The organism is Paraclostridium sp., from assembly GCF_051657365.1.
Lineage (GTDB): Bacteria > Bacillota > Clostridia > Peptostreptococcales > Peptostreptococcaceae > Paraclostridium.
The window spans coordinates 21,828-35,982 of record NZ_JBOFKN010000144.1; the positions used below are offsets into that span (position 1 = coordinate 21,828).

12 protein-coding genes are annotated in these 14,155 nt (G+C 22.7%); 4 read left to right on the forward strand and 8 right to left on the reverse strand.

Translation table 11 applies throughout. The features are described from left to right. The first annotated feature begins 66 nt into the window (after positions 1–66). Both ACRCYC_RS10400 and ACRCYC_RS10405 read left to right on the forward strand, forming a co-directional pair. On the forward strand, positions 67–492 hold the full coding sequence (locus tag ACRCYC_RS10400) for a hypothetical protein (RefSeq protein WP_438619067.1): 426 nt from the start codon (positions 67–69) through the stop codon (positions 490–492). A 29-nt stretch (positions 493–521) separates the two neighbouring features. Continuing rightward, positions 522–980: a hypothetical protein gene (locus tag ACRCYC_RS10405; protein WP_438619068.1), complete on the forward strand. Its 459-nt coding sequence runs from the start codon at positions 522–524 to the stop codon at positions 978–980. Positions 981–1,021: 41 nt separating this feature from the next. Here the strand turns inward: ACRCYC_RS10405 and ACRCYC_RS10410 are convergent, their stop codons facing one another. The 5 genes from ACRCYC_RS10410 to ACRCYC_RS10430 form a co-directional block, all read right to left on the reverse strand. Continuing rightward, the gene (locus tag ACRCYC_RS10410) at positions 1,022–3,358 is read right to left on the reverse strand and encodes an EAL domain-containing protein (RefSeq protein WP_438619069.1); all 2,337 of its coding nucleotides are present in this window, start codon (positions 3,356–3,358) and stop codon (positions 1,022–1,024) included. A 135-nt stretch (positions 3,359–3,493) separates the two neighbouring features. After that, positions 3,494–4,135, reverse strand: a complete 642-nt coding sequence (pcp, locus tag ACRCYC_RS10415; protein ID WP_438619070.1) for a pyroglutamyl-peptidase I — start codon at positions 4,133–4,135, stop codon at positions 3,494–3,496. Between the two features lie 180 nt (positions 4,136–4,315). After that, positions 4,316–4,918 carry a hypothetical protein gene (locus tag ACRCYC_RS10420; protein ID WP_438619071.1) on the reverse strand — a complete coding sequence of 201 codons (603 nt, stop codon included), beginning with the start codon at positions 4,916–4,918 and terminating at the stop codon, positions 4,316–4,318. Positions 4,919–5,108: 190 nt separating this feature from the next. Further along, positions 5,109–6,029, reverse strand: coding sequence for an aldo/keto reductase (locus ACRCYC_RS10425; protein WP_438619072.1), 921 nt, complete (start codon positions 6,027–6,029; stop codon positions 5,109–5,111). A gap of 129 nt (positions 6,030–6,158) precedes the next feature. Further along, entirely contained in the window at positions 6,159–10,025 is a 3,867-nt protein-coding gene (locus ACRCYC_RS10430; protein WP_438619073.1) for a hypothetical protein, read from the reverse strand. 136 nt (positions 10,026–10,161) lie between these two features. Here ACRCYC_RS10430 and ACRCYC_RS10435 point away from each other — a divergent pair, with 136 nt between their 5' ends. Both ACRCYC_RS10435 and ACRCYC_RS10440 read left to right on the forward strand, forming a co-directional pair. Next, the gene (locus ACRCYC_RS10435; protein WP_438619074.1) at positions 10,162–10,650 is read left to right on the forward strand and encodes a hypothetical protein; all 489 of its coding nucleotides are present in this window, start codon (positions 10,162–10,164) and stop codon (positions 10,648–10,650) included. Between the two features lie 129 nt (positions 10,651–10,779). Beyond that, positions 10,780–11,991, forward strand: a complete 1,212-nt coding sequence (locus tag ACRCYC_RS10440) for a hypothetical protein (RefSeq protein WP_438619075.1) — start codon at positions 10,780–10,782, stop codon at positions 11,989–11,991. 120 nt (positions 11,992–12,111) lie between these two features. On the opposite strand, the gene ACRCYC_RS10445 is transcribed toward ACRCYC_RS10440, so the two are convergent. From ACRCYC_RS10445 to ACRCYC_RS10455, 3 genes are all read right to left on the reverse strand, one after another. Then, positions 12,112–12,741: a hypothetical protein gene (locus tag ACRCYC_RS10445; RefSeq protein WP_438619076.1), complete on the reverse strand. Its 630-nt coding sequence runs from the start codon at positions 12,739–12,741 to the stop codon at positions 12,112–12,114. Positions 12,742–12,815: 74 nt separating this feature from the next. Next, positions 12,816–13,448, reverse strand: a complete 633-nt coding sequence (locus tag ACRCYC_RS10450; protein ID WP_438619077.1) for a hypothetical protein — start codon at positions 13,446–13,448, stop codon at positions 12,816–12,818. A 23-nt stretch (positions 13,449–13,471) separates the two neighbouring features. Further along, complete coding sequence (locus ACRCYC_RS10455; RefSeq protein WP_438619078.1) at positions 13,472–13,810, reverse strand: hypothetical protein; 339 nt, start codon at positions 13,808–13,810, stop codon at positions 13,472–13,474. Positions 13,811–14,155 lie beyond the last annotated feature (345 nt).

A 14,155-nucleotide genomic window follows, 5' to 3' on the forward strand; every position in this document is an offset into this window, starting at 1 on the left:
TAACATATTCTTAACTTAATTTTGCATATATTTATATAAATAAAATTATTGGAGATGGCTATATTAATGATGTTCGAAAGAAATTTAACTGAATTTATAGGACTTACTAATACCAAACTTACAAATTTAAAATACTTTTCAGAAATAAATTTACAAAAAATATATAATTTAGAAAATTTAAATACTCAAATAGTACAAATAAATAAAATATCTATTGATTATATTATTAAGGATACAAAAATTATTTATCTTGATCTTCATCCCCTATTATTAATTGATATTGAGTTTGCCTTAAGCATTCAGTACATATCTTTAGATAACAAAGTCAAAAATTTAAATTTAATACTTCCACATGTTTCTTACGTAAATATACAAAAAAAAATTTTAAAAAATTCAACAAATAAACCACAGGTTTTAATAAATAACATACATTATCATTTAACGGAAAAAATTTTACTTATACATATATATGGAATATGTGTTTATATGTAAATTTAATATAAGAAAGGATCTTGATAGTCATGCTAGAACATATAATTAATATTAATACACTAAATAAAATTTCTTATTTAGATGACATAACCGAAACATTTGATTTTTTAGATAAAATAGATTTTATATCTGATGTTTCAGTAGATTTAGATTTTTTAAGTTCAAACTTAGTAAAATCTAAAATTAGTAGAGATTACTCGAATAAATTATACTCAAACTATTTATTTGCAATTAATTTTAAAATTTATATTTCTGCGAAATATATTTCAAAAAATAATTTATCAATATTCTCACTGAAATCTTTTAACCCAATATACAAAACAATAGAAATTTTTTTACCCCAGAAACTTAATAATATATCTACAGTAGATATTATAAAAAAACAAAAATATTTTTTGGAATATAACGTTAAAAATATATATTTTAGAATGGTACAAAATAATTTGTTATTAGTTTCTATAATCATTGAAGTAAAATTTAAATATTAACTTAATAAGTATAAAAAACAGGGTTTAAGCCCTGTTTTAAATTAATATATCTTTTTTGTATCATTAAAATTTTGTATAAAAACTTTAAATTCATTTTTAGGAAGAGGTTTACTAAAATAATACCCTTGTATATTATCACATTTTAATTTACGTAATATTTCAACTTGTGATTCCTCTTCAACACCTTCACACACTATACTCATATTAAGATTATGTGCTAATAAAATCATAGTATTCACTATTTCTTGAGTTTTAGGATTATATTCTATATCTAAAATTAAACTTCTATCTATCTTAATAACATCAACAGGTAAAACCTTTATATGACTGAAAGAAGAATATCCAACTCCAAAATCATCTAAATAAATTTCTATGCCTATTTCTCTAATTTTATTTAAAACATCTATAGTTTGTTCAAAATCGTCAATTATTTCATCTTCTGTAACTTCAACTTTAATATACTCTGGTGAAATATTATTTTCTTTAAGCTCATTAGTCATAAAAGCAATAAGTCCTACTTGTTGTAAAAAAAGTTTTGATGTATTTATTGATATATAAAAATTTTTCTTTCCAGAATCCAATAACTCTCTACATATAGCTACAGATTTTGAAAATATCATATTATCTATATCAACTATATCACCTGTTTTTTTAGCAATTGGTATAAATTTATTTGGTGGAATTATCTTTCCTTTATTATTCCAGCGTATAAGAGCTTCAGAGCCACGCATTTTATTTTTATGAACATCATATATTGGTTGTAAATATACTTCAAATTCATCAAATTCTATAGCTCTTTTTATCATTTTTTCAATTTTTAATGGTTCTAACATTTGCTCATTAAAAATATTAAATATATTACCGCCTTGCTTTTTACTACAATACATAGCTATATCAGAATATTGTAATAATTCACCTTCATCTTTTGTGTGATCTGGATAAAAACTAATCCCCATACTTGCTTTAATTTCATAATTATATGAGTTAATTTCATAAAGCTTATTAATTTTATTTAATATTTTTCTTGCAAGAACCTTAATTTCTTCTTCATTATTTTTACCTTTTCTAACTATTATGAATTCATCTCCACCTAGTCTTCCAACTGATATATTACTATTTTCAGATTTTATTTTCATAAGATCAGTAGATACCTTTATTAAAAGATTATCTCCTACTTCATGTCCCAAATTATCATTTATTATTTTGAAATTATCTAAATCTAAAAACAATATTGTAAATTCTTCATTATTTTTTGTCAGCTTTGATATATATCTAGTTATACTATATCTATTCTCTATTCCAGTCAAAGCATCATGACTTCCTATATACTGCAAATTGTCAGAATAATTTTTCAAACGTTTAAACATACCATTTAAATCTTTATTAAGTGTTGAAATCTCATCTCCAAGCTCATTATCTTTTATTTGAACATTAAGATGATTCCCTTCCTTAATACCATTAACAGCTTCATTTATTTTTATTATTCTTGAAATTACATTATTTCTAATAAGAGCATATATTATAACATTAGCAATAATTGTAAGACCTATTACTATTACTAGCAAAGCATTTACTCCTGATTGTGCATTTTCTCTAACTTCTCTACTATCCTTAAGTTCAATAAAAAATTTCATATCATCATTAAAAGTATCTATTTGCGTAAAAATAGAAATTGAATTTTCATACAATTTAATATAAAAATCTCTATCAAAGTTTCTAAAATGTTCTATTATATAATCATCCTTATTTTGACTAGCATTATTTGTAACTTGTAGTAAAGAAATATTTCTACCACTTTTATTAGATAAAAATTCTATAAAAATATCATCTATTCGTTCCATCACCATAACATAATCTGATGTTTCTTTTTCATCTTGATTAATTCTTTTTACGCCTACTATATATGGATAATTAGTTGTTGAAACTATACCTGTTAATATTCCTTTTTCGAAAAATTCAGGCTTTCTCATTATCAACTCAACATTTTTTATTAAAGATTTGCTTTCTAAAGATTTAACCTCTTCTAAATCTCCTTTAATAATACTTTTATCTAAAAAATCCTTATCTAAAGTGATGATAGTATTAACATCTGTGTTTTTAGCCTTCTTTTTTATTCCCATAATTTCTTCTGAAATATCACCTATATTACTAAGATTATCAATAATTTCTAAATAATTTGCAAATTCAATAGCTATATTACTTTTCACATTAACTTCTGCATCTAAATTTAGTATCACTCCTCTAGCACGTCCAGAACCTCTGCTAAATTCTCCAGTACTAATCTGCTCTACAATAGAATTCCCTATGAAGAAAAAACATATAGAGCAAATAACTGTAACACTAGCAAAGATAATAACTAATCTCTTCAAAAGAGTCATTTTTATACACCTACTCCCAGTATTAAATTATAAAACAACATATTATTTCTAATTCTATTAATTATCGGTGTATTATTATAACTTCTTTAATAAAAAAATATCCTAGAATATTTTAAATAAACGCTACTTTTTATACTAACAAACCTCGCCTCCAACTTTTTTCAAATCTTCTTGATTTTCTATAATTACCTTTATAGATATTTCTAAACCTCTTACAATATCATTAATATTCATACAGGGAATACTAGATTTATTTATTACTTGTCTTGGTATAGCCGGTACATGTATAAACCCAGCTCTAATTTTCAATTTTTTTGTGTTTATTAAATGAAGAACACTATACATAACATGATTACAAACAAAAGTACCAGCTGTATTAGATATTGTTGCTGGTATATCATTTTTTTTCATTTCCTCAACCATCGCCTTTAATGGTAAAGTAGAAAAATATGCGTCTGGACCATCTATAGATATTTTTTTATCTATTGGTTGATTTCCATCATTATCTTTTATTATTGCATCATCTAAATTTATGGCCACTCTTTCTGGAGTAACTCCAAACCTTCCTGTTGCTTGTCCTATTGAAATTACTATATCTGGTCTATGTTTTATTATATTTTCTTCTATTATATTTACAGATTTTTTGAATATCGTAGGAATTTCAAGCTTAACTATATCGCATCCTGAAATGCTACTAGGTAACATTTTTACAGCTTCAAGTGCTGGATTAATAGATTCACCAGCAAAAGGATCAAATCCTGTAATTAATATTTTCATATATATGTTTCTCCTTATTTCAAGTATCTACTTAAATTTAACTATTTTCAATTAAATATAAACTAAAACTCAATTTAATGTACTAAATATTAAGTTGAAATTATATTAAAGCACTAACTATCAGATAAAGTTAAAAAGATTACACTTTCTTTATAAAAATTATAAGTGTAATCTTTTAATTTATGATTTAACCTTATCTATTATCTTTAAAAACCAATTTTTTCTACTAGCTTTTTGTCTTTCTATAAGTTCGCCTCTCTTTTCTAGCAGCAATTTCTCTACTTTACTAAGAGTCTCATTATGCAAATCTTGCTCTTTCATAACCTCATCCTGCTCTTTCATTAATGTCTCTTTTAGCTCTAGATTTATTACTTTTAAAGTATTGATTTCATCTTGCTTGATTTTGATAATATCTGCTTGATATGATAAACGTTCCTCTAAATTGTTAATTCGTTTTAATATTTCTAGTTCTTTATCATTAGACTCTAAATTTTCTATTGGCTCTAATTCTATGCCATTTTCAGTAACATCAGTAAACTCAATATCTATAGCTTCTGTTTCACTTTTGCCACTATATTTACTAACATCATTAATTAAAACTTCTAGTGGTTTATTATAATAATCCTCTATTTTTATTTGCAAATTAGGATCTTCAATAATTTCTTTTTCATATATTATATCCTCTAATGAATTTATTTTTTCATTTTCCATAGATATAAGTTCTGATTTTTTCATTTTTATATTTGCCAACAATGTTTTTCCCGCCAAATCACTTTTACTCATTTAAATACCCCTTAATATACATAATATTATTCTACTAATTTTATATATTCTACTAATTTTATATATTCTACTAATAGGTAATAAAACCCTTTCTTTTTTTCCAATAAAAAGGAATTTTTTTTCGATAATATTAATACATGTAACTTAACGACAAAAAATACTGTTGTTCTTAGTAAAAAAAGGTCGATTTTTAAGGTAACTTATTACCAGCTGCCTTATAAATTTTATACCATTCTTCTCTTGTTAAACTAAATTCAGTTGATTTAGCAATTTCTATAACTCTTTTTTCACTAGTTGTTCCTGCAATGGTTTGAATCTTTGCTGGATGTCTTGAAATAAAAGCTGTAGCTATTGCTGTTTTACTAACAGCATATTTTTCAGCTAAATCTTTCAATATTACATTTAATTCTTCAAACTTTTCATTATCTATAAAACATCCATCAAAAAAACCATATTGATATGGTGACCATGCTTGCACTGTAATATCATTTAATCTACAATAATTTAAAATTTCACCATCTCTATTTATAGAAGCTTTATTTTCCATATTCATATTAACACCAAAATCTAACATTCCTGTATGCATAATCCCAAACTGAAGTTGATTTACAATTAGCTTCTCATCTAAATATTTATTTAATAATTCTATTTGTAATGATGTATGATTGCTAACACCAAAATGTTTAACTTTCCCACTCTCTTTTAAAGTTCTGAAAGTTTCTGCAACTTCTTCTGGTTCAACAAGTATATCAGGTCTATGAATCAATAATACATCTAAATAAGTTGTATCTAATCTTTTTAAAATATTATCTACGGATTCTAAAATATGTTTTTTTGAAGAATCATACATTATCCCTGGAACTATACCACATTTACTTTGAATTATAATATTTTCGCGTAAATCTTCATTCATGTTTATAGCCTTTGAAAAAACTTCTTCTGATTTACCAGCACCATAAATATCAGCATGATCAAAAAAATTTATACCATTATCTAAAGCTGTGTTTATAAGTTTATTTACTTTTTTTTCTTCTAAGTTAGCTATTCTCATACAGCCTAATCCTATTTGAGAAACTTCTATTTCACTATTTCCTAATTTTACTTTCTCCAATTATATCACCCCATATATTTTTAAATTTTTATATCTTAATTATACACCACTTTTAATTATACTTAATCTATACTAAATTTAAATTATTATGATATTCGATATAATTTATCTTTATATTTTATTAAAAACTCATATTATAACATTAAAATCTAAAATTACTTCGCTCCATATTAAGTTATCCGATATTTTTTCATAACTTATATCATTTGCGTCAATTCTAAGGTCAAAAATATTTTCATTGAAATCTTTAGGTAAATTTATATATGTTGCAAATCTTTTAATTTCCTTTTGAAAATATATATTTTCAACTAAATTTGCAGCTATATACTCTATCTCTATTTCTATATATCCTCTAGCAATTAACTTTTTCCCTGTAAATTTTTCATCATCATTTTTTATTGTTGTTAATGAATCTATTAGATATGAAGAGGAAACCTTTGGTTTAACATTTATATTATTTATATCTTTTAACCTATCCATAGTTATATTTATATTGCTTTCAATTTTAACTTTTTTTCTTATATTTATAATTCCCTCTAAAAAATTTTTTTCGCTAGCTATTTGCATCCTTTTCATTCTATTTTTTTTATCTTTATATTCATAATTCATCATCATAAACATTTCTATATTTTCATTACTTCGTAGACCTACATACCAAAGCTCTCTTTTTATTTCACAAATTCCTTTTTCACATATTTTAGGAACTAAGATTTTTTTATTTCTAAAAAAATTATTTATTTTTTTCCCATCTAAATAAAGATTATATTTTAATATTTCTAAATCTTCACTTATAACATCATCTATTTCTATATTATATATTTCTATATCCCCTAAATTTTTAATTAAAGTATTTACAAATATTTTTTCATTATATATAAATTCTTTTTTACTAAAATTAGTACTAACATCGATCCGAATGCTTTTCAAATTAATATAGAAAGGGTTAAAAGATTTAATATAAGTTTCAAACTTTTTATGATTACAAAATTCACCTTCAATTCTAGTTATACTCTTTAAATAGCTTTCTTCTATATTATCTGTTTTGATTAAAAATCTTACGAAGCTATATTCAAATGGCTGAATTTTATCTAACATTATCGAATTTATAATACTATAATCAAGATCCTGTCCATTAATATTAAAACTATCTTGCACTATATCATAATTAAAAATTGAATCCTCTAATAAAATATTTCTAACAATTGAATTTCCTACATTTTCTATTTTCATTAAAACTTCTACATCTTCACCTTTAAAGCAATAATCAGCAAATATTTCTTTAGTCACATTGACTTCATTAATATCAATAATAAAAATTTCACTTTGCCTTTTAATCAAAATTTCATTAACTATATCTCCATAAATATAATTACCTGTCAACACACATTCTAATTGTGCGTCTTTAAAATTTCTATTAGCTTCAAATTTTATCTTATACCTTAATTCTATCTCTTCATTTTTCTTTAATGTAGTTAAGTTAGTAATTTCTTTTTCTTCTACTAAAACTTTGTACTTCATTTGAGTGTTTATATTTAGCTGCAAACTCAAATTTTCAATATTTGTTTCCCCCATATTTTTCAATAAAACACAGTAAACCTCTTCACCATTTAACATCCCTATATCTAATCTCTGTATTTTTATATCTATATCTACTAAATATTTTTCTATAATAATTGAATTATTTAAGCTTACTTTTTCTTTAAAATCACCTATACTATTTTTTAAACTTTTATAGCAAACTTTTGAATTTATTTTTTGAGTTTTCATAAAATTATCTGTAATAATAAATTTATATTTAATATCAATAGTTTCATTAATATCCATTACATTTAAATTTATAATATTTTCTTTTATCTCAAAGTTAACTTCATTTATCTCCACATTATATAAACTTATCCCGTCTGGTAACTCTTCTATTAATTTAACATCATAAGCTTTTTCATTACCTTTGTTAATTAATTTTGTGCTTATAGTTATTTCTTCTCCTATTTGTACAAACTTTTTAGTTGTAGCTCTATAAACATACTCTATAATAGCTTCTTTTATTTTTATCCCATCTCTTTCTAATTTTAAAATATTACTTGATGTTTCTCCAATATCATTTATCATATTCTCAAATGATACATTTAACGCATATTTAGCGTTATTAGATAGCTTTCTTTTATTAATTGAATATTTTATATCTATAACTTTATGTGGCTTTAAATCACCTAATAAAACTACTTTATTATTAATATTATTAATTATGCCTTCTTTCTTAAAGCCATTTACAAAAATACTATTATTATCTAACTCAATAAAATCATTTTTTTCTTGTTCTATTGAAATATTTTTAGCTATTAAATTTCCAGTATTTGTAATTTTTATATGTTCATCAAATCTTTCATCTAATCCCATACCATAATCATCATTTTCTTTCGCAAATTGAACTTCAACTTTTGGACCACTTACAAATATATTTTTAATTGCTAGATTAACTATATCCTCATGTAACTTATTTTCTAAAATATATTCATATTTAACTATAGATATATTCTGACTAAATTCATACTCAAATACATCCACAGCTTTCAAATAACAACTTATAAGCTTACAACAGTTAGCAGCTATACTACCTATATATACATTAGAGTCATTTATCAACTCACTATTCCCATCAATACTTACATAGCTATTCTCTAACATTAAACCTTTTTGTAAATTTAATTTTAATATTATGTTTTCTGCTAATATATTCCCCTCATTAAGTATTCCAAAAGTTATTTTTGTTTTTTCTCCTAAAAATAAACTTGTTTTTTCAATAAGACATTCCTTAGCTCTTAGACTTGCATTTTTAATACTTAATGTATTTCTGCTTTTTATTATTTTTTCTTTATATTTTTTTATTCCATTACTATCAAAATAAAAAAATGTTATTTTGATATCTTCATTTTTATACTCACCAAATTTATTAACACTTCCTAAAAATGATATATCTTCTGAAGATTCTACTAAAAGAGTATCTACAATTAGTTCATGATTTAATAATTTTGTATTTTTACTAGATTCTATGACTTTATTGATAATTAATTTTTCATTTGATGCGTAAGAAATTTTTATCATATCTAAATTAACTGTACCTACATTTTTAATTTTCACTTTAAATAGAATTTCTTCATTTAATTTATATGTAGTTTTAGTTAAACTTTCTTCTAAAAGCTCTATATCAGCTCTTACAATATTAATTTTTAAAATATTTGATTCTATTGAAAGATTTTGAAAATTCTCTTCTAAAGCTTCTATATAGCATAAATTAACTTTATAATCTATAAAATTAATTTGATCATTTTTTAATTTTACCTTTAATTTTATATTTACTTTATGAAGAGGTTTTAAATCTCCTAATTTAATTTTTTCAATACAATCGCCTATAGTGATTGTATTATTATTTATTTTTAATGAATTTTCAACTAATTCAGTTCCATTTGGAATAAGCTCTTCAATCTGAGAAGATTTTAGAATCTTATTTTTTTTATTTATAATATTTATTTCCAATGAAAGAATATCTCCAAATTCAATATTTGTTCTATCTGCATTAATAAAAATACTTTTTTCTGATATATTTTCTTTTAGAATATTTAACACATTTTGGTTACTTTCTAAAAAATCAAGTTCTCCTTCTAAAGTATTATATTTTAACCTTGCAAAAGTCATAAAATTTGTTTTATCATTATTCTTAGATAATGTAGCTGTAATATAAATTTCTAATTCATCCTTAGGATTTAAATAATCAATTTCTAAAACCTCTCCATTTTTTTCAATTGATATATCATCATTATTTTTTTTAAACTCATAATAAATTTTATCTAATACACCAGTACTTATATTTTCAAAAATAATATTTTTAATAACTTTATTTGTATTATTTACGATCTTATTTTTAAAGCAAATAACTCCACCGAGCTCTACATCGATTTGAGAAATTTTTTGTATTAAAATAATTCCATCTATTTGCATGTTCTACTCCTTAAACATAATATTGTATATTTTATTCTATGAAAAAAATATATAAATAATTAATACCAATATAAAGATTTCTACATATATTAATATTAAATAATTACCTACTTATATCTTGAAAGGAGATTATATTATGAACTTTAACCAATTAGATTGTGGATGTAACGATAATTATAATCCAACACAAAATTACTGCGAATATATTCAAGGTAATAGTACAGATTTGCATATTAGTCCTAAAGATTGTGAAGTTAGAGTAGATCTTAGAGTTAATAGAAAGCGTGGTGTTAGAGTCTGGGGACAAGTTAAAGATTGTGAAAACATACCAGTATCAGGAGTACTAGTAAAACTTTTAAAAGTTATAAATTATTGTGGGAAACAAGATTTTATAGGTGTCAGTCATACTGTAACAGATTGTAATGGCTTTTATCAATTTGAATTAAATAGATGTGATGATTCTGATTATAAAATAATTGTTTCTAAAGATGCATCTGGAAATGAAAGAACTATTGATATAAATGACAATGATTGTGATCCTTGTATTCCCCCTAAAACACCTCGCCCAACTCCTTGCGCCCCAAATTACCCACCAAATTATTCAAAACCTAATAAATGCAAATAAACACAAAGAAAAGCTAGTTCTTTTAAAGAGCTAGTTTTTTAATTGTTAATATTTATTTAATTGATTAATCTGTCTTGTTTGTTATAATATCCTAAAAAGGATAATTTTACAAAAAAAGGATGTGTTAAATTGGAAGTAAGAAAAAAAAAGAGAATAATTGTTGTTGCAACTGTTATTATAGGCTTTATTATAATTTCAAGTATATTTTTCTCAAATTTATATAGGATTAACAAGAACAAAAAAAATCTTATTGCTATAAATACTAAATCAAATATAGAAATGTCACTTAAAACTAAAGACATTACGCTTAAAAATTTATATCATATAAATAAAATTTATGATGATAAAAAAGAGTGTAAAATAGTTATAGAAGATGCTTTAATTGATGGTGAATTATTATTTCTAGGTATTTCCTTGAGTCAAAACTTTAGTAGTAGCAATTTTAAAGTTACATCAAAAGAAGAGTATCTCCCTCATATAAAAAATTTCGAAAATAACTTAAAAAATTTTGAAATATCATCTCAATTTGAAAAAGATCTAAATGATTCTATAATAAAAATTTTTAATTCTGAAAAAATTGAAAACAAAGATATATCATTAAATACATATATTCCAATTATTGAAACTTTATATAACTGGGGATTATCAAAAGACGATTTTTTGAAAAAAGAATTTAAAATTTCAGATAGTACAAATACAAGTATAATGAATAATATAGCAATACCTAATATAAATGTAAAATTAAATAATTCAAATTTACCATTATTAACTGTTGATTCTCCAGCTATCATTAATAAATCAGTCCTAGAGAAAATTGGATTTGATACTACAAAAATACCAGAAAATTTTAATACAACTGAATATACACTAGTATATAAATTAGATAATAAAGTTTTAAATGAACCTAAACTAACTTTAGATATTACTATTGATAATTTAAGTATTTCTCCTTATTATCCTGTAACAGTAAATCCTAACTTTAAAAGTACTATTACTTTAAATAACAATAAAAATTATATTAAAAATATTCTAAATAAAAACTTTTCACTAAAAGAAACAGATCAAAAAAAACAAAGCAATGAACTAAAAATATTAAACTTTGTTAAAGCGAATTCTTTTAATTATGTTACATTAGAATATTCTGATTTTAAAAATTCTTTTTATCTTCCTGTAAGCTTTAGAGATTCTAAAAATAAACCTTTAGATTATTTATTTAATTATGCTATTCCTATTCAACATACAAATTATATAATTTGTATGTTTCCTAAAAATATTGATGAATTAAATTTATTAATATTAGATGAAAATAATAAAGCTATAGACTCGTTATTTATAAAATAATTTTATCTTAATATAGTATCAAAAATCTAATAAATCCTATCAATAAGAACATTAATTAATATTTTATATCTATTTTCAAATTTGATATAAAAAAATAAAGCATAAGCTACAGCTTATGCCTTATTTAGGTAAGTTATCTAAAAGTTTTATTCTTATTTGCTCAGTATATTTAATTACATCATCTAATACATTATTTAATTCACCTAGAGATATACCTTTCATCTTTAATTGTTTTTCTAAAATTTCAATTCCTTCATTTTCCTGATATTCATTTATAAATTTTTTCAAATAATCTTTTACACCTTGACCATAATCTAAGGATATGTAAACTTCATTATAAACATCAAAGTTTTTTTCAAAAAAAGCTATACATTGTTCGATATCAACATATAGTATATTTTCTTTTTTTTCTAATTCAGTTAAATTATTATATACATTTAAATATGCTTGTGAAATTTTTTTGTTAAAATAATCGGTACATCTATCTATTACTTCTAAAACGTCCTCATGTGTTCTAAGATATATAGAAACACTCTGTTTACTATAAAAACTTGATATAGTAACAGAAGGCAAAATAACTTCTTTTAAGAATTTAACTAGATTTTTTTTACTTGTAAATGTGAAAAATTCTGATATTTTACTATTTCCTTGATTTGTAAGAGTTACTCTTAGTATGTCATCTTCAATATTTATTTCTGTATTTAAATTTTTATTTATATAATAATGCCATTCCTCTAATTTTGCTTCCATCAATTTTCCTCCTTAATCTTCTATTTCAAAAAAAAAGGCTATGGATATAAAGTATTATATACAAGCCTAAAATTCTATATAATTGGAATTTGATATAAAAATTCCTCTAAATCATCTTGATTCATGCTATAAACATCTTTTAGTAATTCTAATAAATCTTCAATTTCAAAATCAGTATCTATAAATTTCTCTTTTAACTCATTTAAATTTTCATCTATATTTTTATAGCCTAAGTATATATCTGTTAAATATTCATGCAATGAATTAGAATACTCTACAATTAAAAATACATTCTTATTGCCATAGTAAGAGTTTATTTGCTCTATAATAAGAAGAAGATCTTTTAGTTCATATTTTTTATCTTTAAAATCACTTAATTTATCATAAAACATTTTATAAGTGTTAATCTCTTTTTCTTGCACTTCTTCTATGTTTTCTACCATCATTAATAAATCTTTTCTACCAATAGTTATCTGCATTAATTCCTCATATTCTGCTAAACTTGTTGATAATAAAACTGATGGAAGTATGATATATTTTATAAAGTTTATAATTTCATCTAAATTATTAAAATTATAATAATTAAACATAACATCATCACTATCTTGATTAACCATTAAAACTTTCAAAAATGCTTTTTCTCTCTCAAACCTATTATTTTGATCATGTATCATATATTTAAGATAATGCTCTAAATTATATTCCATTAGTACTCTCTCCAATTTTTAATTTAATGTCTAAATGTTAATACAACATCATTTAAATTAGAAAGTAAAACCATTCCATGAAATATAGGAATAAAATGCATTATTAAATTAAAAACAAAAATCTTATAAGGATTTTCTTCTATAATTCCATCTATTTTAAGATTCATAAATTTTTTTATAAGGGAATTATCAGTTTCAAACTGTCCATTTTGTTTTATTGTTTGTTCTAATACAGCTTTAAGCATCTTCTTTTTCAAATTTCGTTCAGCTGTTGATGTTGCAAGAAATCTAGCAATACTTGTTATAAGAGCTAAAATTGTAATTATTAAATAAATCCCAACAATTATACGTAGTATAAACAAAAGTCATTCCTCCTCTAGCTCTAAATTGTCTTATACTAATAATACCACAAATTCTAAATTATTTCTTTCATTTATTAGCTTTTTATGAATTTTTTTAACTTTTATTTATCTAATATTTATATTTATCATGTAATACTAAATTACTTTCAATATATGTTTTTTAGTATAATTTATTAAGTTTTTCAATTTCAACTCTTTTATATTATATTAGCTTGTTGAATAACTATTTTTTACAGTACCTATGAAATTATAAATTCCATGGGTACTTTCTTGATACTATTTTTAATGATTTTTTTCTATACTCATCAATTAAGTAAGCCATTAAACACCATTTTACATGACGTT